Here is a 23644-nt window from a genome sequence, read left to right as displayed (position 1 = left end):
TCAAGTTGGTAACGGTTCCCGAAGCAATAACGGCGGTACCTGTCATAACGTTGCTCCAGCTTGCTTTAACGCCCGTCAAATCACTGTTTTTGTTGATAACTTCTGCCAATGCACCGATACCGGTCCCCGCTGAAGTACTGATAACTACTTCTTCAAGTGCAGTAGCATTGCCTTCATTGTCGGTATAAGTTGCTGTTGCAACACCCTGAGTTGTACCGGTAGCACTGGTCTCAAAACGTGTTTGTCCGATTTTATCTGAACTGGTAGCACCGATAGACATACTAACCGTTTGGTTACTGTAAGCACCTACTTGGAATGATGCATTCGTAAATTGTCCTGAAAGGAGCGCTTTACCGTTGTACGAAGTTGTACCCGCAATGTTATCCAATGACTCTACAAGACGTTTAACGTCTGCTTGCAGTGCTTTACGTGAATCAGCTGATTGTCCGTCTTGCGCCGCTTGAGTCGCTTTAACTTTGATCGTATCAAGAATTTTTAATTGCTCATCCATCGCTTTATCGGCGATTTGCGCCATTGAAACACCATCATTCGCATTTGCAATCGCTTGTCCAAGAGCAGAAGCCTGTGAACGAAGTGAATCCGCAATAGACATACCTGATGCATCATCTGCTGCCGTGTTAATACGAAGACCTGAACTTAGTTTACTAAGTGAACTATCCAAGCTACGATTGTTCATCGTCGCATTTGTGTGTGCGTTCATTGCCGCAATGTTTGTGTTAATTCTGAAACCCATGATAAATCCTTTATCGTAAGAGCGCTTTTGGCTCTTTAGTTAGTTGAGCATCCTTGCTTCTACCAACTATATCGGGTGATAAACAAAAAACTTTAACGGTTTTGCAATTTTTTTTGTTACACTTTCGAAACTCATCCATATATATAGGATTCACTTTTTGAAACTCATCATTGTAGAGTCTCCGGCCAAAGCCAAGACCATTAAAAACTTCCTCTCCAAAGATTACGAGGTAATCGCTTCCAAAGGGCATATCCGGGATCTCCCTAAAAACCGCTTCGGTATCAAAATCAATGACGAGAAAATCGTTGCCGAGTATCGTATCAGCGAAGACAGTACCGCTACCGTTAAACAAATCCAAGAGTTAGCCAAAAAAAGCGATACCATCTACATCGCGACCGACGAAGACCGCGAGGGTGAAGCCATCGGATGGCATATCGCCCATGCCATCGACAAAGACCCCGAGTCACTGCCGCGTATCGTGTTTCATGAGATTACGAAAAACGCTATTATCCATGCATTGGAAACGCCACGCACCATCGATATGGATCGGGTTAATGCACAGCAAGCCCGCCGTTTGCTCGATCGTATCGTAGGGTATAAACTCTCGCCGCTCCTCGCTTCTAAAATCCAAAAAGGGTTATCTGCAGGGCGCGTTCAATCCTCAACCCTCAAAATCGTCATCGATCGTGAACGTGAAATTCGCGCCTTTATCCCTGAAGAGTATTGGACGATTGACACTTTGTTCAAAAAAGATATCGAAGCGACCCTCGTCAATTTTGAAAATGAGAAAATCGATAAACTCACCATCAAAACGGGTGATGAAGCCGCTCGGATCGTAGAAGCTTTGAAAAAAGAGCCGTTTAAAGTCGGTGAAATTGAAACCAAAGAGCGTAAATCCTCTACCCCTCCGCCATTTATGACTTCGACGCTGCAGCAAACAGCCAGCTCACAGCTCGGATTCTCTCCGAAGAAGACGATGATGGTTGCCCAAGCATTGTATGAGGGGGTTAAAACTCCTGAGGGGACATCGGGAGTCATTACCTATATGCGTACCGACTCCCTCAACCTCGCAACGGAAGCGGTTGAAGCGGCACGTGAACTGATCTTAGAGCGTTACGGCAAAGAGTACCTCCCGAAAGAGCTAAAAGTTTATACAAAAAAATCGAAAGGGGCGCAAGAAGCGCATGAAGCGATTCGCCCGACGATGCTTGCCTTTACCCCTGAGGTAGCAGCAACGTATTTGAAACCTGACGAGATCAAACTCTATCGCCTTATCTACAACCGCTTTATCGCCTGTCAGATGAACGATGCACGATTTGAGCAACAAAGCATTACGTTTGAATCGCCTAAAGCACAGTTCCGTGCAACAGGACGTAAACTCTTATTTGACGGTTTCTACCGTGTAATGGGGAGTGATGACAAAGATAAACTCCTTCCATCCCTCACAAGCGGTGATGCTATCGATATCCAAAGCATATCGACCGAACAACATTTCACCGAACCGCCATCACGATACTCCGAAGCGAGTTTGATCAAAAAACTTGAAAGTGAGGGGATCGGTCGTCCATCAACGTATGCTCCGACCATCAGTACCCTCCAAGCACGTAATTACATCGAAATCGAAAAGCGCGCCATTCTCCCGACTGAGATTGCTTTCACTGTTACGGAGATGTTAGAGACCCATTTTAATGAAATTGTTGATGCCAGCTTTACCGCAACTATGGAAGAGACCCTCGATGAGATCAGCGAAAGTGGTAAATCGTGGCACAAAATTTTGCTCGATTTTTATTACCCGTTTCTTGAGCAAATTGAAGCAGGGAAAACGAATATCGTCAGCCTAAAAATGGCGAAACCACTCGGACGCAACTGTCCGCAATGCGGCAGCGAGCTCCTGCTTCGTTCAGGTCGTTTTGGAGAGTTTATCGCTTGCAGCGGATTTCCGAAGTGCAAATACACCGAACAAACCGAAGAGAACCAAAAAGAGAACCCGACAACTCCGGATGAAGTGAGTGAAGAGGTATGTGAAAAATGCGGCAGTGCTATGGTGGTCAAAAATGGCCGAAACGGGAAATTTTTGGCGTGCAGCGGCTATCCAAAATGTAAAAACACGAAAACACTTAATCAAGAAACGAAATTTTCCGAAGTTCCTTGTCCTGAATGCGGCGGAAAACTTTTATGGAGACAATCACGACGCGGTGCATTTTGGGGATGCGAACATTATCCAAAATGTAAATTTATCTCAAAATTTGAGCCGAGTGACAAAAAGTGTGAAGTCGAAGGATGCGGCGGAGCATTGGCACCGCGCACCTACCGCAACAAAGAAGTCTATGAGTGTGTCAAATGTAAAGATCGCACACCCAGAGAAGAGACGAATGAATAATGTCGGTTCCGTTCGTGGTGAGCTTGTCGAACCATGGACACAACACCCTTCGACAGGCTCAGGGCGAACGTTATGAAAATAGGTCTACTCTCTGATACCCATTCTAAAAAAGGTCGATCACAACGTGCGATTGACCACCTCAAAGCGCAGGGTGCCGAGTTTTTGATCCATGCCGGAGATATTGTCAAACCTGAAATTCTTGATCAACTTAAAAATAGCGGCTTACGTTATATTGCCGTATATGGTAATAATGACGCAAATTTGATTGAATATCATACCCAATACAATCTCGTCCAAGAACCCCATTATTTTAAACTCGGCGGGGTTAACTTTAAACTGATGCATCTCCCTTTTTACATGAACGCCGATGCCGAAGTGATCCTCTTCGGACATACGCACGTATTTGAGTGCGATTTTAAAAATCGCACCCTTTTTCTCAATCCGGGGGAAGCGTGCGCACGAGACAAACCTTTTTCTTCGTGTGCAATGCTTGAAATTACCAACGAGACCTTTAATGTGACACACTATTCCCGCGCAGTAGGAAACGATACATTTGATGAACGCCACTACTCTTTTGAAAGATCTTAATATGTCAAAAAAAATATTTCTCTGTTCTATCTGCAATATTAACAGCGGTACGTGCAACGAAGATTGTAAATTCTGTTCCCAAAGCGTGAAATACAAAGCGGATATCGAGCGGTACAAGCAAAAGCCTATGGATCAAATCTTGGAGGAAGCCCGCCGTCTCGAAGCTTTGGGGGCTTTGGGATTTTGCCTCGTTACCGCCCAAAAAGGGTTGGATGACAAAACCCTCGAATTTGTCTGTAACGTCGCTTCTACACTCAAACGTGAAGTTCCCCGTCTCCGTCTTATCGCCTGTAACGGGACGGCATCGCTGGAGCAGCTTAATGAACTCAAGGCCTCAGGGGTAAGTGCCTACAACCATAACCTCGAAACGAGCCGAAGCTTTTATCCGCAGGTGTGTACGACCCACCCGTGGGATGAACGTTATGAGACCTGTGAAAACGTCAACCGTTCAGGTTTAAAGCTCATCACCGGAGGAATCTTCGGGATGGGAGAGACACACGAAGATCGCCTCAGTATGCTCCATTCACTTAAAGAGCTTAATCCCATTTCCGTACCACTCAACTTTTACCACCACAATCCGGCATTGCCGCTAAACCCCAATCCGCTCACCATTGATGAATGCTTAGCGCTTATTTCTCTTTCACGGAAAATTTTAGATCGTGCGGATCGAATTATGATCGCCGGAGGGCGAGAGGTTACTTTCAAAGAGCGTCAGCATGAGATTTTCGAAGCGGGAGCCAACAGCATCGTGATCGGAAATTATCTCACGACCGCCGGACGTGAAGCCCATACGGATCTGATGATGCTCCAAAATCTTGGATTTGATATTGCTTCTTCACCTGAGGATAAGTAAGTTATAATAACATCATCAAGATAGTTAAGGAGGGGGTTAATAGATGTCACAATCGCTGTTATTAACCATCGCCAGAGCCTCTATCGAAGAGGTGCTCCAAGCAGAAACATCGATTGAGCGTTCGAAACTTCTCGAAGAATATCCCATACTCTCTCAATCTATGGAGTGTGAAATCACCCTCTATTTAGATAATAAACTTCGCGGTTCTGCACGCACAGAAAATCTGGGGCGCTCACTGCTCGAAGAGATCATCCATAATGCCAAAGTTGCCGCCTTTCAGGATGAAAATTTCGATCCCCTCGTCACTTCTGAATATCTCCATACAACGATAAAACTCACTCTATTCACCGCTGATGGGGAATTAAGCCATCAAAGCGAAGCGATTCTATCTAAATGAAACGCCGACCCCTCGTTCCCAACATCCTCGTTGGGAATGCATACAGTAAATAAATAATACAACTAAAATATACACTCCCAAGCAGGAGCTTGGGAGCGAGGGTAAAGCGAAGCGATATTAAAAGGCTAATTTATAACGATTGAATGTAATTGGCTATCGCAAAACCATGATTCAGTCCAAGAGCGATCGAACCGCCTGATTCTTGGGTAATGTCTCCTGCGACGAATAATCCCTCCACATTGCTCTGATAATTCTCATCATGGACCGGTTTCCCGTCCTCTTCACGAATACCGCTGCTTTGCAAAAAACCGCTCGGGGTTGTGCCGCCAATCGCATACACAAGTCGGTCAAACAATTCCGATGACCCATCACTAAACAGTACTTTGACTTTTCCGCTCTCGCTCTCAAGCTCGATAATTTCTGTATTAAGCAAAGGCCGAACCGAGCCGTTTGCAACCGCTTTTTCAATATCCGTCTGATTCGTCGGATTCGCTCTGCGAAACGTTCCTCGACGATAGCAAATACTCACTTCATTTCGATCGCACAACTCGACGGCATATTCGATTGCCGAATCACCGCCTCCGACAACCATCACTTTTTCTCCCTGAGAACATCCATCTAATGTAAAATGAATCTGATTTTTAATCGAAGGGGGGATTTTATAATCGGGCTTATTCGGCTTGCCCATTCGTCCGATTGTTACAACCACATAAGCGGCTTTGATACTTCCTCCGGCGATAAAAACTTCAAATCCACCCTCTATTTTCATTATCTTTTGCACTTCGGTATGGGTTTTGAGTTCCACCACTTCATTATCCAATAACTGATCAAAAAAATCTAACGTAGACTCTTTTGTACCGTCCATAAAATAGAGGGTACCGTCCAGCTCAACTTTTTGCCCTTTCCAATCCTTGTCGACCCGCTTATTATCTTTGTAAAACTTCCGAATTGTTGCATTATGGTTTTCATCTTTTTCAAGAAGTACAATATCGCGCATCCCTAATACATAACTCTCAATCGCCGTTGCTATACCGGCAGGTCCTGCACCGATTATCGCTAATTGATAAAAATGTTCCATCCGTACTCCTAAATTATATATTGCAAATACTCTATCACAAAGAGGGATAAAATTCGATTTATGTTATCATTCTTAGATGTACTATGTTATACAACGTCACCATGGTGACCCAAAAAAGCATTATTTAGCCTACAGTGTCCCACGATATCTCAGTTCTGAAAAAAGTCAAAATATCATTTTTGAGTTTAAACACGATGGAAGCGTTAAACGAAAATGGGCTCCCAAAGAAGATATTGTTTTACTGACGGATGACCACGCACTTTTTCAATCAACACTTGAGAAACTTGAACTCCTTAAACGTTCCCATCTTGAAAAAATCGATACGGCGCAAGCACACTTAAACCATGAAATTTTTTCGATGTTAAACGCTATGCAGTCTGAATTTGAAACCATTAAAAAAAACGTTTAACTACATTTAGACAACATTCCAATCACATTTGTGTGTTATACTTTGAACATTCCAATCTGACTTAAGGAGATTTTGACGATGAAAAAATTAGCGTTTTCAGCAATTCTTGCTGCAACTTTACTCGGGGCAAGTGACTTTAATTATGAAGTTACGCCAGTTGTCGGTTACCTCTGGAACAGTACTTCAGATGAAACCAATCCTAGTGCAATGGGTGGTGTAGAAAACCATATGGTATACGGTTTGGAGATGCAAGCAAACGACCTTTACGATAGCGTTAAACCTGAACTATCTGTTCTTTACGGGCGCAATCGTGTCCCTGGTACAGCAGAGAAAACAGGGGTTTTGACAACCATGTTTAACGGTGTTTACGAAATGGAAACCGGTACAGTTGTTACTCCGTTTGCAAAAGCGGGTTTAGGGTATGAGTGGTATACCAATACCCATGAAAATGATTTTGATGGGATGCTCCTAGACGCTGGTCTTGGGTTGAAAGCCGATATTACCAAACATATTGCTCTCAAACTCGAAGGGCTTTACATGTACAAAATAAACCGCAGCGGTGCTATTGATTCAAGCAGCGGTGAAGTTCATAATGTAGCGGCGCTTGCCGGTTTGACATTCAGTTTTGATGAAAAAGAAAAAGCGGCTCCGGTTATTGCTGCGGTTGTAGCTCCGGTTGTTGCAGCCGTTGTTGCTCCGGAACCAAAACCGGAGCCAAAACCTGAACCGAAACCCGTAGTTGTCCCTGCACCAAAACCGGCAGCCGTTGCGGCTCCGATCGACAGTGATAAAGACGGTGTCTTTGATCCATATGACAAATGCCCGAATACTCCGGCCGGATTCAAAGTTGATACAGAGGGCTGCCCGCTTAAAGCGACATTGCACCTCAACTTTGCAAGCGATTCAAACAAGGTCGATGCTGAAGGTACGGTTAAAGTTGCAACCTTCGCTGGCTTCTTAAAAGACAGCCCGGCCTATAAAGCAAACATTGTCGGTCATACTGACAGTACTGCATCAGACAAATATAACCAAAAACTCTCCGAAAAACGTGCAGAGACCGTTAAATCGATGCTGATTAAAGAGGGTGTTGATGCTTCTCGTTTGACATCAGAAGGAATGGGTGAAAAAATGCCTGTAGCTTCCAATAAAACAAAAGTAGGACGTGCTGAAAATCGCCGTATCGAAGTAGAACTTTGCAAATAACCGGCATATTAGGTCAAAGGGAGCAATGCCCCCTTTGTCTATGCTAACGCTGAGTTCTCTTGTTTCACCCTTTTACCTTATCTCCAAATTTAACCATAAATTTCTGAATCTTTGGCGCAATGACTGCGTAACAATACCCTTGCGTCGGATGTTCCGTGTAATAGTTTTGATGATACCCTTCTGCTGCGAAAAACTCGGGCGCAGATGAGAGTTCCGTAACGATCGGATCTTCCCATTCTTTTTGAGCTTTTGCAATCGATACAACCGCTTTTTCTTTTTGAACGTCATTATAATAGTAAATTACCGAACGGTATTGTGTTCCGCGATCAGCCCCTTGGCTATTCAATGTTGTCGGATTGTGAATGGCCCAAAAAATATCAAGTATCTCTTCATAGGTTATAAGTGCGGGATCATAGGTTATCTCTACTACTTCCGCATGTCCGGTTGCTCCGCTGCATACCTGCTCGTAACTCGGATCTCTTCGTGCTCCGCCCGCATAGCCGCTAATGGCACTTTGCACTCCATTCACACGATTATAAACTGCTTCGATGCACCAAAAGCATCCGCCCCCTAAAAGTGCTTTTTCCATTCATTTATCCTTTTTTAACTGATGTTACGCACTAAAGCTACCCACATGGATACGGGAGAATTATCCGTTTTCGAGGCTGTTATGCGCTTGAAGAATCTTTAGTGAGTGGATACTTTAAGTTGATTATTTTTTAATCAATTATTTGAATATTTTATAACTTAATGGCTTTATAATGTCATTGTTTCGTCAAAACACGTTATCGTACGGTAATCAAATACCGATACGATTCCGTTTAACTTTAATAAAGGAGAACCCAATGGACAAAATGACACCGTTAGAAAAAATGTTGGTCAAAAAATTACGTAAATCCAAACGTGCCAGCTGGATGGTAGACTAAAATCTTTTTTGCTCTTAAGAGCAAACAACTTCCTCTAATCCTCTTTTTTACCCTTTTCCCTTTTGTTAACATCGTTACGTCATACTTTCAGCAGAATACATAATGAGGACTCCTATGCTTCAAGCCCTGATGGTCGAAGACGACCCGGATATCACAACGCTGTTGATTAACTATCTCAAAAACTACGGAATAGCGCTCAACGCCGTCTCAACACCATCCGCCGGATTAGAGCTGCTTGAGAATGAGCATTTTGATCTTATCATCTTGGATTTGACTCTACCACAGATGGATGGGCTGGAACTCTGTAAAAGAATCCGTCTTAAAACCGACATCCCGATACTGATCTCAAGTGCACGAAGCGACATCAATGATAAAGTGCTCTCTTTAGAGTACGGGGCAGACGATTATCTCCCAAAACCTTATGAACCTCGTGAATTGATTGCTCGGATCAAAAGTGTTCTCCGCCGTTACCGTCCCACGCTGGAGAAAAAAAACAAGCTCTTTCTCCTGAATGAACAAGAACAGAGCATTCTCTTTAATGGCTTATCTCTCGCTCTGACACGGGCCGAATATGAGCTTTTGTCTCTTTTTATCCTCCACCCGAATCAAACGCTCAGTCGTGATTTCCTCTCCAACAATTCCGAAGCGATTTCATGGGAGAGTTCGGTGAGGACTATCGATGTTATCATCAGCCGTTTACGTCAAAAGATTGAAAAAGATCCCAAAAATCCCCGCTTTATCCACTCCATTCGCGGAAGCGGATACCGATTTTCAGGTTAAATGATGCGACATAGTATCTTTTTGCGTATTACTCTGTTTTTTATCATCACACTCATTGCCATGGGTATAGGATTTTATTTTTTAAACCAAAAACTCACCCAAGAGCATACCAAAAAGCTTGAGCTGGAAGCGGGAAATCTCCTTCTTGTTTTACGCAAAAGTATTGTCCTGGATCTCCCTGAACGGCGCTCTTTTTTGCAAGAACAAGGATACAGTGTTACCGAACCTCATCCTGATCTTATTAAAACACTGGATAATGCCCTCTCTGCTGTCCCTGAGAATTATCCTGAAGCGATCAAAGACTCACTTAAAGAGGGGCGAATACGGATTTTAAAAGATGAGAATCATCTCTATGTTTATCTCACGAAAGCATCTCCGCCTCTGCTGCTCATCAAAACCGATGTGGCCCATCAATCCCTTTGGCCTGCAGCACTTTTCGCCACCCTGACACTGGCCCTTTTGCTTTTGTACTGGCTTATCATCCGAACTCTTTTCCCCCTTAAAACACTGATTCATTCGATTACTCATTATGGAAAAGAGGGGGTTTATATCCCGATCAAAAGCGATAAAAAAGACGAGATTTCTCTCGTTTCTCGTGCACTCGACAGCGCAATGGATAAAAACCAAACCCTCCTTGAAGCACGCAGACTCTTTTTACGCAACATCATGCATGAGCTGAAAACGCCGATTACCGTTGGAAAGCTGGCGCTGCCTTTCCTCAAGAACAAAGAAGAAAAGTCTATTCTAGAACGCGCTTTTTTACGGATGGAGCATCTGATTGCGGAATTGGTAAAAGTAGAGCAGATCACGTCCGGAGCACTCGCCCCTCATTTGCAAGAATGTGATCCGAAAATCCTGATTGAAAAAGGACAAACCTTACTTTTTTTAAGCGATGATATTCTCGATCTTCAATTGAGCGGAATACCGATTTATGCCGATTGCGAGGTGTTGGTAACCGTCTTTAAAAATCTAATCGATAACGCGATTAAGTACAGTTCGGATGGAAAAGTTACCATTGTTCAAAACGAGAAAAATATCCTCTTTTATAATAGAGGAGAACCGTGGGAGAGCGGGTGTACACTGCAAACCCTCTGCGAACCGTTTTTTCATCACCATGAAAATACTCAAAGTTTCGGCTTAGGGCTCTACCTTGTAAAATCGATTCTCGATGCCCATAACTTTGCCCTTCATTATCGCTATGTTGAGGGAAGACACTGCTTTGAGGTAATCTGTTTTAACCCTCTTTTACCGCACGATTAAGCCGGATTTCGAAACAAGCCCCTTTTGAGGTATTGTAAACACTGAGCTTTCCTAAAAAATGCTTTTCAATAATCATTTTGGCCATATACAAACCGATTCCCGTCCCTTGGGATTCAAATTTAGTCGTAAAATAGGGGTCAAAAATTTTATCGATGATCTCCGGAGGGATCCCTCCTCCGGTATCTTCGATTGCGATCGTACAATATTGCTCATCATTAAGACAGCGAATACGAATAACCCTCTCACGTCCGCGATGCTGTTCAATCGCTTCACGGGCATTATTGACGAGATTAATGACCACTTGTTTCAGTTCATTCGGATAGACCAAAACTTCAATCATCGGATCGATATCTCGCTCAATGATGATTTTTTTACGCATCAACAAAGGTCCCAAAAGGGCTTCAACATCATTGGCCAACATATCAATATTTACCCAAATTTGGCTTTTGTCTTGTTTGAAAAAATTACGGAAATCATCGATGGTCTGAGACATGTATTCGATTTGTGCTTCGGCAATCTCAATGACTTTAGTCGATTCACTGTTCCCCCCTATCGCACAACTCAAATTTAAACGGGTCATCGAAAGCCCCAAAATATTCAACGGTTGCCGCCACTGATGTGCAATCGACTCGAGCATGGAACCGATTTCCGCCATTTTGGCTTGCTGCATCAACAATTTTTCCTGTTTCCGATTTTTATCAACCGCTTTTTCAATCTCTTCTTGAAGCCGTTGATTAAACGTTTCAAGTTCATCGGTACGTTGACGTACCAAGACATCAAGGCGGCGATTTTTATAGGCGATTAAAATAAATAATATCCCCATAAAGCCAACCACACCCCAAACCAGACGATAATTGATTGGATAATTACGTTCCATCACAAGCCAAGGTCCGTGAATCTCTTCGTATTCTGAGGGGGTAATGGAAGCGAGAACTTTATCTGAGATGGAAGCCAGCATCCCCCAATCGTTACGAAATGCAAATGCAAGTTCATACCGATACGGCGTTTCACCGACAACCTTGAGACGTTTTAGATTATGCCTCTCTATCAAATGGCTCACAACCCCAAGTCCTTCGATACAGGCATATGCTTCGCCTGAAACAACGCTCTGGAGAGCTTCCAGCGAGGTATCCGCAACTACCGGGATAATTTTGGGATAGTGTTCACGTAAAAATTCTTCCGTCGCATAAGAGCGGACAACGGCTACTTTTTTCCCGCCCAAATCATTTAAATCATTTACAAATCCAACATCCGAATGGGCAACAATAACAATCGATTGTTTCAAATAAGGGCGGCTAAAAAGAAGATTCTCCCGCCGTTTATCGGTAATGGCCGCACACGAGAGCATATCAATCTCTTTGTTTTGAACCGATCGGATCGAATCACTCCAATGGCGGCGGCTGTAGTCAACCTCAAAATGGACCCCTAAGCGCTTTTCGAGAAGCTTCAAATACGATGCACTGACTCCCGAATGTCTCCCTTTTTCATCGATTGACTCGATAGGAGGCCAGTTTTGATCGATTCCGACTCGGATAACCGGATGATCACGCAACCATCCTTTCTCTTTTTCACTCAATTGCAATGCGCTGTGTTTATATCGTAAAGGTTCAAACGAAGGGATCGATTGAACGACACCCATTAGCCGATACCCTTGGGCAATCATTTCCAGACGCACCGGATCGATGGAGCCAAAAGCAATATTGGGACGGAAGGCAAATTCTTTTAACATTCGGCCTTCGTAGATCAGTGCATCCAGTGATTTATGCTGAGGGTTGTAATCACGGTAAATCAGTTCAGCCGTCTCTTCAATATGATCAAATGCCCAAAGCCACCCCCGCATCGATGCATCGTAAAAGGCTTCGGCTCTTTGAGGATTTTTAGTGGTTTCATCCGTCGTGGTAAATAAGATATCACTGTAAAAATCGAACCCGTACTCTTTAGGGTGAATAGCACGTGTTTCGATTCCTGCTTTTTGAAGAATATAAGGTTCATTAGAGAGGTAGGCGACCATAGCATCGGTTTCACCTCTAGCCAATGACATCGGATCATACGAGTGTTTTTGCAGTATCAAATCACTGGTACGCAATCCGACACTTCGGAGCATCGCCTGCAGCTCGGCTCCCTCGATGGTATCCCCGGTCAACATAACCCGTTTGTTTTTTAGGTCCTTGGCATTATGGATATTAAAATCCTTACGGGTAAGGAGCATCATTGGAGAGGATTGGAATACTGCCGCCATGAGAACAAGGGGAGCACCTTTGATGTAATCAACAATCAAAGAAGAACGTCCGACACCGTATTGAGCTTTCCCGTTTATGACGGCTTTAAAAGGGTCTTGTCTATTGTGTGCATCTAAAATCGTAACATCTAATCCTGAATCCGAGTAATACCCTTTTTGCTTGGCAACGTAATACCCTGCAAACTGAAACTGATGGAGCCACGGCAATTGAAGGGTTACGGACTCTTTCGACCATGCAAGTGACATTAAAAAGAGTAATAAAAGAAACAGCTTTTTCATAGATTAGAGTGTATCAAAAGAATTATATTTTCATACTTAGAACCCTTTAGGCTACTCTTGGATAAAATCGTACTTTATTTTTATTGCGCAAGGTCTCTGTTATGTCCCTCAAACAAACGCTTCTTGAAACTATCTCTCGCCGAGCTCTTATAATCGATGGCGCTATGGGAACCCAGCTTCAAGAGCGTGCCGATAAGATACCTGAGAGTGCATGGGAGGGGTTAGAGGGGTGCAATGAGCTCCTCAACGTCACCTGCCCAGAGGTGATGAGCGATATTTTTCACGCCTACCTCGTCTCCGGTGCGGATCTCATCACGACCAACACTTTCGGTTCCTTTAGCTGGGTATTGGACGAATACGGGATCGGCCATCGTGCCTATGAACTCTCCAAAGCGGGAGCCGCAGTCTGTAAAGCAGAGTGTGATAAATTTTCCACTCCTGAACACCGGCGTTATGTTTTGGGTTCTATCGGACCGGGAACCAAGCTCCCCTCTCTCGGACACATTCACTACGATGAGATGCTCGCAGGGTATCTAGAGTGTTGTTTGGGACTCATCGACGGCGGATGCGATATTTTCCTCCTTGAAACCTGCCAAGACCCCCTCCAAATCAAAGCCGCACTCCATGCCTGCGAAGCGGCTAACCGTGAACGAGGTTCTGAGCTTCCTATTATGGTGTCCGTTACGATCGAGTTGGCAGGGTCTATGCTCATCGGTACCGATGCGGCAACCATCGCCACGATTTTAGAGCCCTTCGATATCATCAGTCTGGGATTCAACTGCGGAACCGGACCGGAGCAATACGGGAAACACGTTAGAACCCTCAGTGAAGTGTGGGGAAAACCGATCTCGGTTCATGCCAATGCGGGCTTGCCTCAAAACCGAGGCGGCTATTCGTACTACCCGATGGGACCCGATGAGTTTGCTCAGCTGCAATGTGACTTTTTAAACTATGACGGCGTCAGTTTCCTCGGCGGATGCTGCGGAACAACCCCTCAGCATATCCGTGCACTGGTGAATAAAGTTTCTTCCATCACCCCAAAAAAACCAAGCGGAGAGACGACACCCTCTATCGCATCGTTGTTTAACACCGTCGAACTGATCCAAACACCCGCTCCGCTACTCATCGGAGAGCGCTCCAATTCGACCGGATCGAAAGCGTTTCGTGAACTGATCATCGCGAGCGATTACGAGGGGACACTCAGCGTCGGTCAAGCACAAGTACGAGATGGCGCCCACTGTCTCGATGTCAACGTCGAGTTTGCGGGGCGTGATGGTGCGGTGGATATGGCGCACGTCATGAGACTCTACAACCAAAAAATTTCCATCCCCCTTATGCCCGATGCGACCCGTGTCAACACAATGGAAGAGGCACTCAAATGCATCGGCGGCAAACCGATTATCAACTCCGTCAACCTCGAAGACGGTGAAGAGCGTCTCGATGCTATCTGTTCACTGGCTAAAAAATTCGGAACAGCCATCGTATGTCTTGTCATTGACGAAAAGGGAATGGCAAAAACAACCGAAGATAAAATGCGCATTGCGGATCGGATTTATGATCTGTGTGTCAACCGCCACCATATCGATCCTCGCAATCTGATGTTTGACATGCTCACCTTTACCGTGGGAAGCGGGGATGTGGAGTACCGTGACGCCGCCATCCAAACCTTAGAAGCTATCCGCCAACTGCATACGAAATATCCTAACGTCGGCTCAACACTGGGGCTCTCCAACATCTCTTTTGGACTCAGCATGAATGCCAGAGTCTTTTTGAACAGTGTCTTTTTACACCACTGTATTGAAGCGGGTATGACATCGGTTATCATCAACGTCAAACATATCGTACCGCTTGCCAAAATGTCCGAAGAGGATCGTGCCGTCTGTGAAGAGTTGCTCTTTAGCCCAGATGATCAGTCACTCTTTAAATTTATCGAACATTTCAGTGATAAAACCATCGACAACACTAAAAACGACGAAGAATACGAGAGCTTGAGCGATGAAGAAAAAATTGCCAAACTCCTTATCGACGGGGATAAAGAGCGGATGATTCCTCTTGTTGAACGGGCACGGGCACAGATCAATCCTGACACCATTGTCAATGAAATCCTCATCGATGCGATGAAAATCGTCGGAGAGCTTTTCGGATCGGGAAAAATGCAGCTTCCGTTTGTATTGCAAAGTGCCGAGACGATGAAAACCACCGTTGATTATCTCAACCCCTACCTCTCCAAACAGGAAAAAGAGACCGATACTACCCTCGTGATCGGGACGGTAAAAGGGGATGTTCATGATGTGGGGAAAAATCTCGTCGATATCATCCTCTCCAACAACGGATTCAAGGTGATCAATGTCGGGATCAAAACCGAACTCGAAGAGTATCTCGATGTAATGAAAGCCCAAGAGATTCACGCCATCGGGATGTCCGGGCTGCTCGTCAAATCGACCCAAGTGATGAGAGACAACTTAGAGACAATGTCCGGTATGGGAATCACCACACCGGTACTTCTCGGCGGTGCGGCACTCACCCGTAGTTTCGTGGACGATTTCTGCCGCCCGATCTATAACGGGGCGATCTTTTATTGCCGCGATGCCTTTGACGGGGTGATCGCCATGAGCCGAATTGAAAAATACAATGCCGATCCAAGCATAGGGCTCGACACCCGCCTCGGCGGAGACATGATTGAACGTGCCGCCAAAGAGGTTGTGGATGTTGTTATCCCACCGTTTCATGAGTTGAAAATGCCAAGCGAGGTAAAAATTCCAACCCCTCCGTTTTGGGGACGTCGGGTATTACGCAAAGAACAGCTTGATTTTGACATGGTATGCGAATGGATCAACCGCCGCAGTCTCTTTAAATTGCATTGGGGATACAAACGTGCCGGAATGCCGGTGGATGAGTATAAAAAACTTCTCGAGACCAAAGTTTATCCGGCCTATGAGCGGATCAAACGAGAGATTGTCAAACGGGGACTATTTGACCCGACGGTGATTTACGGATACTATCCCGTCCGAAGCAGCGATCAGGAACTTCTGATTTTTGATGAGAGTTACGGATGGAATATCGATGAAAACGCGAACCGCCAGAGCCTCGACGAAGTGATCGGGAACGCCAAATACGTGTTTGAGTTTCCGCGTCAGCGCAAAGCACCCCATCGCGCACTGAGTGATTTTTTCACCCATACCCGCGATGACGTATTACCGCTAACGTGTGTTAGCGTAGGGGATAAATTCAGCGAGTACGAAAAAGAGCTGTATGCCGCGAATGAATATCTCGAATACAACCTGGTACACGGGTTTGGGGTAGAGCTTGCCGAAGCTTTAGCCGAAGTGGCACACAAACAAATCCGACTTGACCTCAATATTGCACACAACGATGAAGGATTTAGTCTCCGTGATGTCCGTCTCAACCGCTATGCGGGGGCACGATACAGCTTCGGGTATCCGGCGTGTCCTGATTTGGAACAGAGCCGTATCATCTTCGATTTATTACGCCCTGAAGAGTTTGGCATTACCCTCTCTGAGACGTTCCAAATTCACCCTGAGCAAAGTACCACGGCTCTCGTCGTCCATCATAAAGAGGCGACGTACTACAATATCTAGGAATTAAAACGTATTTCCTTTATGTTATAATAATTGATATCGCGAAAAAGTTGAGGCAAAATGATTGATTGATAACGAACAACGTATACTGGAACAGACGAAGCGTTTATCACTCCTTTTTGTCGAAGATAATGAGCCTTTTCGAACTCGGATACTCAGAGTATTAGAAGATTATTTTTACCGCGTTGATACTGCTATCGATGGAGTTGACGCTCTTGAGAAATACAACGATTACTATCGTTTAAAACAAAAAACCTACGATCTCGTCATCTCCGATATTCGGATGCCTCGGCTGAATGGGGTGGAATTAACCTCTGAGATTCGTGCCATCCATGAGGAACAGCCAATTATTATCTTATCCGCTCACACAGAGGCGGATTATCTCCTATCTCTTATTAATCTCGGTATCGCTCAGTTCATCACCAAACCGGTTCAATATCCGCAAATGTTTGATACACTTTACAAAGTGTGCTCCAAAATCAATACTTCCCCTCTCCCATCTATAGCACCGGAACATACCCTCTATCTCTCGCATGAACTTTTTTGGGATAAGGATAAAAAAATACTTTTTGAAAGTGATATTGCAATTGCATTAACCAAATACGAAATTCTGCTGATGGAGCTTTTAACGAAAAAATTTGAACAAGTATGCAGTACCGATGAAATCCTGAATCATTTTTATCTCAATACGATTGATGTAAGTTCGGATAATTTGCGGGGGATGATGATGCGTTTACGAAAAAAACTCCCCGAAAAAGCGCTAACGAGTATTTATGGGATGGGGTATCGGTTATCATCGGTGCACTAATTGACTTCTTGCATAACCTACTTTTCCGTTCGTGGTGAGCATGTCGAACCATGAACCAAACACCCTTCGACAGGCTCAGGGCGAACGGTGTCATATATCCTAATTAAGGGTTATACAAGAAGTCTAATCTATTCTTTTCGATCTTTCCACACCTTCTCTATCCATTCCCCCATCTTCGCTTCATAACCGCTGTTTTTAAATTCAACAAATTTGAGCGGTTTAGAGAGATACTTTTGATCGACCCATCCCCCGAAGTCGTGCGGGTAAAGATACCCTTTGTGCTGTTGACGTAAATGTTCTGGAATGTCGAGGATAACCCCGTTTTTGACGGCACTTTGCGCGGCATTGATCGCATTGTATGCCGTGTTGGATTTGGGTGATGCGCACAGATAGATAACCGCTTGGGCGAGAATAATCCGCGATTCGGGGTAGCCGATCATTTTGACACTCGTCATAGCGGAGGTGCAAAGACTAAGAGCCTGAGGATTCGCATTCCCCACATCTTCACTCGCCAAAATTACAAGTCTACGAGCGATAAATTCCGGCGGTTCGCCCCCCTCAATCAAACGAGCAAGATAATAGATCGCCGCATCGGGGTCTGAGCCTCGGATACTTTTGATGAGGGCAGAGGCGAGATCATAATGAACCCCCGCTTCCGAACTTCCCAAGCTTTGCGCAGCAGGTCGGAGCGATTTGAGAAGAAGAAGGGTAATCGGTTTGTTCAATGCGGTGGAGACTTCGAGGAGTTTGAGCATCGCACGAGCATCGCCCCCCGAACTGGCGATCAAATATTCACATGCCTCCTCATCCATTTCAACGGAAGTACGGACTAACAAATCCTCTAACGCTTCAAAACCGATGGAATGAAGCTCAAACAGTAATGAACGCGATCGCATCGCCGCAGTCAGGCTAAAATAGGGATTTTCCGTCGATGCGCCAATCACTAACACACTGTTTTTTTCCATAACTGGCAGTAACACCTCCTGCTGATTCTTTGCAAGGCGATGCACCTCATCGATAAAGATCAGAGGCTTAGTGAGGGAACCCTCGTATTGATCAAAAATCTTTCGCAAGTTTTCTATTTTGAGTGACGTTGCATTAAACTCATAAAAGGGGAGACCCATAACCTCGGCGATAATTCGGGCTAATGTCGTTTTACCGCAACCGGGGGGACCGTAAAAAAAAGAGTGGGTGAGATTACCCCCCTCACAGAGTGAACGCAGAGGAGAATCGGGAGAGCACAGATGATTTTGACCTACCACATCGTCAAATTTTTTCGGACGAAGCAGATAGGTAAAGTCCGCCACGATTAACCTGCGATGACTTTGATAATGACTTCACGCTCTTGACGAGGACCGTCAAATTCACCGAAGAAAACTCCTTGCCATTTTCCGAACATCGGACGACCCTCATGAACCGGAATACTTACCGATGCACCCATACGGGACGATTTGAGATGAGCAGCCGCATTGCTACCGACATGGGCGTATTGAACATCACTTGGAATAACTTTGGAGAGAGCCGCCAATAAATCCCGGCGAAGATTTTGGTCTGCATTTTCAAACAAAAAGACACTCCCTGTCGTATGCGGAGTAAAAACAATACAAATCCCTGATTTGATCCCTGATTTAATGACAGCTTCTTTCACTTCAGCGCTGATATCCATCAACTGTGTTTTATGACTGGTTGGGAATTTGAGTGTTTTCATTTTTTACCACCTTTTGAGAATTTAGAATCAGGTTTGTATTTATTGGTGCCGAATGGCTCATTGGAAGGTTTTGATTTCGATTTAGGTTTATCTTTTGGAGCACTTTTCGGCTTAAACTGTGGTTTTCCCTCAGCTCTTGGAGCTTTTTTCTCGCTCTTTTGTTTTTGTTTCTCCGCTTTTTCCACAGCATCCAAAAACTCACGTAAATTGGAATACTCATTTCGCTCCAAAAAGCGTACTTTTCCCGTTGGAAGATTATTAAGTTCAATCCCGCCGAAACTAAGCCGTTTGAGATCGACGATTTCAGCCCCGAAATGGGCGAAAAAACGACGAAGCTCCCGGTTTTGTCCCTCGCCAATGGCTACTTTTAAAATCGAGTAGTCTCCTTGGTCTTTTTGGACTTGATAGGCATAAAAAGGGGCAAAACTCATCGGCCCCGCCTCCGCATGCTCATGGGCTCCGGCACTTGCATCTTCAAGCTCCAGCCCTTCGCCCATCGCGATTTTCATCCCTTCAGACACAGCCCCTTTGATCTTGATCTTATAAACCCGCTCCATTTTGGAGGTCATAAGTGCCGTTGCAACACGAGACGCATCGGTAAGAAGCAATAATCCCTCAGAGGCAAAGTCGAGCCGTCCGACAGGGATATAGTGGCGGTATTGTTTTGCTAATGAGTCATAAATCGTTTTACGCCCTTGCGGATCTTTTTTGGTTACCAATTCACCGCGCGGTTTGTTATAGACGATAACGGTAAATTGATCACTTGGGGTGATCTTGTTCCCGCTGATCATAACATTGGCATTGCGCTCATCGACCTGAGTCGCGGGGTTAATCTCAACCTCACCATCGATTCGAACGTACCCATCAAGAATCGCCTGATCGGCTTCACGACGCGAATAGGTCGAGTAGTGGGCGATATATTTGTTTAAACGCATCATGAGATACCTGCTTCTACGAGAGTATGAAGGTGCAACGCACCTTGGATTATGCCATCACGGTTCGTGACGACTAACAATTGAATTTTTTTCTCTTCGATCAATACGAGAGCATCACTGGCCAGCATCGTTGCATCATTAATAACAAGTGGGTTGAGTGTTGCATACTCTTTTGCGATAGCATCGAGCGAAAACGACTCCTTCAGAAGGGCACGACGAATATCACCGTCACTGAGTAAACCGGAGAGTTTCCCCTCTGCATTAATCAACATTACTGTCCCCAAACGCCCTTCGCTGAGTTTTAAAATCGCCTCTTTAAGCGGTGTATTTTCATCCACGATCGGAAGATCGGCTGTGCGCATCAAATCGGCTACTTTTACAAATAGCCGTTTGCCCAATGCCCCGCCGGGGTGAAACGAAGCAAAATCCTCTTTTTGAAAATTGCGCGCCTTCATCAGGCATACCGCCAATGCATCCCCCATCGCCAACGTCAACGTGGTTGAACTGGTCGGAGCGATATCAAGCGGACACGCTTCGGCTGAGACGTTGATGTTAATCACCTCATCACTGTAACGCCCAAGAGTTGACTCTGCATTGCGAGTCATCCCGATGAGGGGAATATCAAAACGTTTGATATGAGGGAGAATGGAGCTGAGTTCCGGGCTCTCACCGCTGTAACTGATGGCGAGAACCGCATCCTCTTTGCCGATCATCCCCAAATCGCCATGCAACGCTTCGGTCGGATGGAGGAAAAAACTCGGCGTTCCCGTCGATGCAAACGTCGCGGCGATTTTAGCCCCGATTAAACCTGATTTGCCCACACCCGTAATGACCAATTTACCCTTGCACGCGAGGATAATCTCTACGGCACGGATCATCTCCGCTCCCAGACGTTCTGAGCCCTCTCGAAGAGCCTGTGCTTCAATTTCAAGTGTGTTTTTGGCTATTGCGATATAATCGTTGTTCATAAATATAATTATAGCTGAAATGGACTTTATCCATGCAAAACCTTTACCGAGAAGTAAATACTCTGGATCATCGAGCCGTAGAACAATTCGCCCTCAGTGAACCCGTTATGATGGAGCACGCCGCTTTATCTATAGCCAATTACATTGGTGAATATTTCTTACCAAATTCTTCTATTTTGATTGTGTGCGGCAATGGAAACAATGGAGCGGATGGGCGAATTCTCGCACGACAACTCGAAGGTGATTATCGTGTTTCACTCCATTATCAAAGCGAAATCCACTATGATGTGATTGTCGATGCCCTATTCGGTAGTGGCCTCAATAGAGCGATCAACGCTGAAACCGCAGAAATACTAGCGATGCTCAATGACTCCACCGCATTTAAAATAGCCTGTGATGTCCCCAGCGGTTTGTATGCAGACGGTACGCTCGATCCTCATACATTCAAAGCCGATATTACCATCACTATGGGAGCCCTTAAACGAAGCCTATTCAGTGATGCGGCTAAAGAATACGTCGGTGAAATCCGTGTCGCCAATCTGGGGATTTCACGTTCACGGTATGAGATACCCACAACATGGCAATTACTCGATCCATCCGATCTATCTCTACCGCATCGTACGTCCACTTCCGCCAATAAAGGGTGCTATGGTCATTTAGCGGTTGTGTGCGGTGAGAAAATCGGAGCATCGGTTATCGCCGGTTCTGCTGCGATCCGTTTCGGAAGCGGATTAGTGAGCCTTATCAGTAACGAAAACGTCACTATCCCGTATGAACTGATGCAAAGCCATTCGCTCCCTTCCTCGACAACAGCTATTGCTCTGGGGATGGGGTTGGGGGTAGAGTTTTGCGATGATGAACTGACATGTTTGCTCGACAATAATCTCCCGCTCGTTTTAGATGCCGATATTTTTTACCATCCGATGTTTCCTCAACTACTCAAGCGTGAGTGTATCGTCCTCACCCCACATCCCAAAGAGTTCACTCAAATTTTACGCCTCTGCGGGATAGCCGATATCGATGTTACCACATTGCAAAACAACCGATTTACCTATGTGGAACAATTCTGTGCCGCTTATCCGAACACCGTATTGGTGCTAAAAGGCGCCAACGTTATCATAGGAAAAAATGATCGATTTTTTATCAATCCCCTCGGAACGGTGGCACTTGCCAAAGGGGGCAGCGGTGATGTCCTCAGCGGTCTTATCGGAGCCTTGTTGGCCCAAAAATATACTCCGTTAGATGCCGCCCTTCAAGGCTCTTTAGCTCACACTCTAGCTGCACGCGGCTTTGACAAAAACAACTATGCCCTCACCCCATTTGACCTTATAGAAAGAGTTACCGTTTTATGAAAAAAATCGTTGCCTTATTTAGCGGCGAGGGGACCAACCTCGCCAACTTGATTGAAAAAATCCACCACAAGCATGCCATCATCACCTGTGCCATTACGAACAATTCAGAGGCTGGAGGTATCGCCAAAGCACGTACAGCCGGCATACCCGTCGAAGTATGCGATCATCGGGAATATGAAAACCGCGAAGCCTACGATGCCGCACTGGTTGAGATGATCCGTGATTACGATCCTGATCTTGTAGTACTTTGCGGCTTTATGCGTATTCTCACTAGCGTATTTACCTCCAATATTCGCTCTATCAATCTCCACCCCTCACTCCTGCCCGCCTTTAAAGGCTCACGCGCCATTGAACGGAGTTTTGAAAGTGACGAGAAAATATGCGGAGTGAGTGTTCATTGGGTTACCGATGAACTCGACGGCGGTGAGATAATCTTGCAAAAAAGTTTTACTAAAAATTCCTCCGATACTTTAGAAGAATTTTCGGCTAAAATTCGCCAGATTGAGCATGAGATACTCCCTCTCAGCGTACTAAAAATTCTACATGATTGATTGAAAAGGATAGCAATGCATACATTACAAATCGGAAAATATACTCTCGGTAGCCGCCTCATCGTGGGAAGCGGTAAATATGATTCGTTTGAAACGACTAAAGCCGCTACATTAGCAAGCGGCTCGGAACTTATCACCGTAGCCGTTCGTCGTCTTAATATCACCAACCCGAATGAGCCGAATCTCCGTGATACTTTTGCGGGGACCAATGTCAAATTCCTCCCCAATTCGGCAGGATGTACGACAGCGGAAGAGGCGATCACCCTTTTCCGCCTCACCCGTGAAGCGACGGGAATCGATCTGATCAAACTCGAAGTAATCGGCGACACTCAAAAAACGCTCTATCCGGATGTCTTAGAGACGATCAAAGCATGTGAAGTGTTAGCCAAAGACGGCTTTACCATCATGGCCTATACCAGCGATGATCCGATTATGGCACGCCGTCTCGAAGATGCAGGTGCCCACGCCATTATGCCGCTTGCCGCTCCGATCGGCTCAGGGCTCGGAGTCCAAAACCGTTATAACATTGTGTTTGTGCGTGAAGCGGTCAAAGTGCCGATTATCGTTGATGCAGGGA

At 45.2% G+C, this 23644-nt stretch carries 22 protein-coding genes; 14 read left to right on the top strand and 8 right to left on the bottom strand.

Features of this window, described 5'->3' with window-relative positions; genetic code table 11:
• A partial coding sequence (locus A3G19_RS04115) for a flagellin hook IN motif-containing protein (protein ID WP_294870737.1) occupies positions 1 to 754 on the bottom strand: 754 nt, incomplete at its 3' end.
• Between the two features lie 157 nt (positions 755 to 911).
• Here A3G19_RS04115 and topA point away from each other — a divergent pair.
• The 4 genes from topA (at position 912) to A3G19_RS04095 (ending at position 4972) form a co-directional block, all read left to right on the top strand.
• Complete coding sequence (topA, locus tag A3G19_RS04110; protein ID WP_294870736.1) at positions 912 to 3134, top strand: type I DNA topoisomerase; 2223 nt, start codon at positions 912 to 914, stop codon at positions 3132 to 3134.
• A 72-nt stretch (positions 3135 to 3206) separates the two neighbouring features.
• Positions 3207 to 3722 (top strand): YfcE family phosphodiesterase, encoded by a 516-nt coding sequence (locus A3G19_RS04105; RefSeq protein ID WP_015652571.1) that lies wholly within the window; start codon positions 3207 to 3209, stop codon positions 3720 to 3722.
• A 1-nt stretch (position 3723) separates the two neighbouring features.
• Complete coding sequence (locus A3G19_RS04100; RefSeq protein WP_015652570.1) at positions 3724 to 4575, top strand: biotin synthase; 852 nt, start codon at positions 3724 to 3726, stop codon at positions 4573 to 4575.
• 43 nt (positions 4576 to 4618) lie between these two features.
• A complete protein-coding gene (locus A3G19_RS04095; protein ID WP_294870735.1) occupies positions 4619 to 4972 on the top strand; it encodes an AMMECR1 domain-containing protein in 354 nt (117 codons plus the stop codon).
• A gap of 130 nt (positions 4973 to 5102) precedes the next feature.
• Here the strand turns inward: A3G19_RS04095 and A3G19_RS04090 are convergent, their stop codons facing one another.
• Complete coding sequence (locus A3G19_RS04090; RefSeq protein ID WP_294870734.1) at positions 5103 to 6050, bottom strand: NAD(P)-binding domain-containing protein; 948 nt, start codon at positions 6048 to 6050, stop codon at positions 5103 to 5105.
• A gap of 76 nt (positions 6051 to 6126) precedes the next feature.
• On the opposite strand from A3G19_RS04090, the gene A3G19_RS04085 reads away from it, so the two are divergent.
• Both A3G19_RS04085 and A3G19_RS04080 read left to right on the top strand, forming a co-directional pair.
• On the top strand, positions 6127 to 6459 hold the full coding sequence (locus A3G19_RS04085) for a hypothetical protein (protein ID WP_015652567.1): 333 nt from the start codon (positions 6127 to 6129) through the stop codon (positions 6457 to 6459).
• Positions 6460 to 6537: 78 nt separating this feature from the next.
• Positions 6538 to 7662 (top strand): OmpA family protein, encoded by a 1125-nt coding sequence (locus tag A3G19_RS04080; protein WP_294870733.1) that lies wholly within the window; start codon positions 6538 to 6540, stop codon positions 7660 to 7662.
• 64 nt (positions 7663 to 7726) lie between these two features.
• On the opposite strand, the gene msrA is transcribed toward A3G19_RS04080, so the two are convergent.
• The gene (gene msrA / locus A3G19_RS04075; RefSeq protein WP_294870732.1) at positions 7727 to 8251 is read right to left on the bottom strand and encodes a peptide-methionine (S)-S-oxide reductase MsrA; all 525 of its coding nucleotides are present in this window, start codon (positions 8249 to 8251) and stop codon (positions 7727 to 7729) included.
• A gap of 172 nt (positions 8252 to 8423) precedes the next feature.
• On the opposite strand from msrA, the gene A3G19_RS04070 reads away from it, so the two are divergent.
• The 3 genes from A3G19_RS04070 (at position 8424) to A3G19_RS04060 (ending at position 10628) form a co-directional block, all read left to right on the top strand.
• The gene (locus A3G19_RS04070) at positions 8424 to 8588 is read left to right on the top strand and encodes a hypothetical protein (protein WP_294870731.1); all 165 of its coding nucleotides are present in this window, start codon (positions 8424 to 8426) and stop codon (positions 8586 to 8588) included.
• Positions 8589 to 8702: 114 nt separating this feature from the next.
• Positions 8703 to 9368 (top strand): response regulator transcription factor, encoded by a 666-nt coding sequence (locus tag A3G19_RS04065; protein WP_294870729.1) that lies wholly within the window; start codon positions 8703 to 8705, stop codon positions 9366 to 9368.
• Positions 9369 to 9371: 3 nt separating this feature from the next.
• Positions 9372 to 10628 carry an ArsS family sensor histidine kinase gene (locus tag A3G19_RS04060; RefSeq protein WP_294870727.1) on the top strand — a complete coding sequence of 419 codons (1257 nt, stop codon included), beginning with the start codon at positions 9372 to 9374 and terminating at the stop codon, positions 10626 to 10628.
• Here A3G19_RS04060 and A3G19_RS04055 read toward each other — a convergent pair.
• Complete coding sequence (locus tag A3G19_RS04055; protein ID WP_294870726.1) at positions 10603 to 13146, bottom strand: ABC transporter substrate-binding protein; 2544 nt, start codon at positions 13144 to 13146, stop codon at positions 10603 to 10605. The genes A3G19_RS04060 and A3G19_RS04055 overlap by 26 nt on opposite strands.
• Positions 13147 to 13247: 101 nt before the next feature.
• On the opposite strand from A3G19_RS04055, the gene metH reads away from it, so the two are divergent.
• A complete protein-coding gene (metH, locus tag A3G19_RS04050) occupies positions 13248 to 16745 on the top strand; it encodes a methionine synthase (protein ID WP_294870724.1) in 3498 nt (1165 codons plus the stop codon).
• A gap of 64 nt (positions 16746 to 16809) precedes the next feature.
• On the top strand, positions 16810 to 17553 hold the full coding sequence (locus A3G19_RS04045; RefSeq protein WP_294870722.1) for a response regulator transcription factor: 744 nt from the start codon (positions 16810 to 16812) through the stop codon (positions 17551 to 17553).
• A gap of 128 nt (positions 17554 to 17681) precedes the next feature.
• On the opposite strand, the gene A3G19_RS04040 is transcribed toward A3G19_RS04045, so the two are convergent.
• From A3G19_RS04040 to A3G19_RS04025, 4 genes are read right to left on the bottom strand one after another with little or no spacing between them, the layout of a single operon-like run.
• The gene (locus A3G19_RS04040) at positions 17682 to 18860 is read right to left on the bottom strand and encodes a replication-associated recombination protein A (RefSeq protein WP_294870720.1); all 1179 of its coding nucleotides are present in this window, start codon (positions 18858 to 18860) and stop codon (positions 17682 to 17684) included.
• Positions 18861 to 18862: 2 nt separating this feature from the next.
• The gene (locus tag A3G19_RS04035; RefSeq protein ID WP_015652558.1) at positions 18863 to 19261 is read right to left on the bottom strand and encodes a secondary thiamine-phosphate synthase enzyme YjbQ; all 399 of its coding nucleotides are present in this window, start codon (positions 19259 to 19261) and stop codon (positions 18863 to 18865) included.
• Complete coding sequence (locus tag A3G19_RS04030) at positions 19258 to 20199, bottom strand: pseudouridine synthase (protein ID WP_294870718.1); 942 nt, start codon at positions 20197 to 20199, stop codon at positions 19258 to 19260. Before A3G19_RS04030 ends, A3G19_RS04035 begins: the two co-directional genes overlap by 4 nt.
• Positions 20196 to 21164 (bottom strand): KpsF/GutQ family sugar-phosphate isomerase, encoded by a 969-nt coding sequence (locus A3G19_RS04025; protein ID WP_015652556.1) that lies wholly within the window; start codon positions 21162 to 21164, stop codon positions 20196 to 20198. Before A3G19_RS04025 ends, A3G19_RS04030 begins: the two co-directional genes overlap by 4 nt.
• Before the next feature lie 32 nt (positions 21165 to 21196).
• Between A3G19_RS04025 and A3G19_RS04020 the strand changes: the two genes are divergently transcribed.
• The 3 genes from A3G19_RS04020 to A3G19_RS04010 all read left to right on the top strand — a co-directional run.
• The gene (locus tag A3G19_RS04020) at positions 21197 to 22516 is read left to right on the top strand and encodes an NAD(P)H-hydrate dehydratase (protein WP_294870716.1); all 1320 of its coding nucleotides are present in this window, start codon (positions 21197 to 21199) and stop codon (positions 22514 to 22516) included.
• Complete coding sequence (gene purN / locus A3G19_RS04015) at positions 22513 to 23067, top strand: phosphoribosylglycinamide formyltransferase (protein WP_015652554.1); 555 nt, start codon at positions 22513 to 22515, stop codon at positions 23065 to 23067. Before A3G19_RS04020 ends, purN begins: the two co-directional genes overlap by 4 nt.
• A 15-nt stretch (positions 23068 to 23082) precedes the next feature.
• Positions 23083 to 23644: thiazole synthase (locus A3G19_RS04010; protein WP_294870714.1), on the top strand; the 562-nt coding region annotated here is incomplete at its 3' end.

The organism is Sulfuricurvum sp. RIFCSPLOWO2_12_FULL_43_24 (genome assembly GCF_001829605.1).
Lineage (GTDB): Bacteria > Campylobacterota > Campylobacteria > Campylobacterales > Sulfurimonadaceae > Sulfuricurvum.
The sequence above is the reverse complement of the archived record's forward strand: the minus strand, read 5'-3'. Positions and strand labels throughout refer to the sequence as shown.

Coding starts and splice junctions, on each gene's coding strand:
- A3G19_RS04105 (WP_015652571.1), top strand. CDS start 3,207: ATGAAAATAGGTCTACTCTCTGATACCCATTCTAAAAAAGGTCGATCA.
- A3G19_RS04100 (WP_015652570.1), top strand. CDS start 3,724: ATGTCAAAAAAAATATTTCTCTGTTCTATCTGCAATATTAACAGCGGT.
- A3G19_RS04095 (WP_294870735.1), top strand. CDS start 4,619: ATGTCACAATCGCTGTTATTAACCATCGCCAGAGCCTCTATCGAAGAG.
- A3G19_RS04090 (WP_294870734.1), bottom strand. CDS start 6,050: ATGGAACATTTTTATCAATTAGCGATAATCGGTGCAGGACCTGCCGGT.
- A3G19_RS04085 (WP_015652567.1), top strand. CDS start 6,127: ATGTACTATGTTATACAACGTCACCATGGTGACCCAAAAAAGCATTAT.
- A3G19_RS04080 (WP_294870733.1), top strand. CDS start 6,538: ATGAAAAAATTAGCGTTTTCAGCAATTCTTGCTGCAACTTTACTCGGG.
- msrA (WP_294870732.1), bottom strand. CDS start 8,251: ATGGAAAAAGCACTTTTAGGGGGCGGATGCTTTTGGTGCATCGAAGCA.
- A3G19_RS04070 (WP_294870731.1), top strand. CDS start 8,424: ATGTCATTGTTTCGTCAAAACACGTTATCGTACGGTAATCAAATACCG.
- A3G19_RS04065 (WP_294870729.1), top strand. CDS start 8,703: ATGCTTCAAGCCCTGATGGTCGAAGACGACCCGGATATCACAACGCTG.
- A3G19_RS04060 (WP_294870727.1), top strand. CDS start 9,372: ATGCGACATAGTATCTTTTTGCGTATTACTCTGTTTTTTATCATCACA.
- A3G19_RS04055 (WP_294870726.1), bottom strand. CDS start 13,146: ATGAAAAAGCTGTTTCTTTTATTACTCTTTTTAATGTCACTTGCATGG.
- metH (WP_294870724.1), top strand. CDS start 13,248: ATGTCCCTCAAACAAACGCTTCTTGAAACTATCTCTCGCCGAGCTCTT.
- A3G19_RS04035 (WP_015652558.1), bottom strand. CDS start 19,261: ATGAAAACACTCAAATTCCCAACCAGTCATAAAACACAGTTGATGGAT.
- A3G19_RS04030 (WP_294870718.1), bottom strand. CDS start 20,199: ATGATGCGTTTAAACAAATATATCGCCCACTACTCGACCTATTCGCGT.
- A3G19_RS04025 (WP_015652556.1), bottom strand. CDS start 21,164: ATGAACAACGATTATATCGCAATAGCCAAAAACACACTTGAAATTGAA.
- A3G19_RS04020 (WP_294870716.1), top strand. CDS start 21,197: ATGCAAAACCTTTACCGAGAAGTAAATACTCTGGATCATCGAGCCGTA.
- purN (WP_015652554.1), top strand. CDS start 22,513: ATGAAAAAAATCGTTGCCTTATTTAGCGGCGAGGGGACCAACCTCGCC.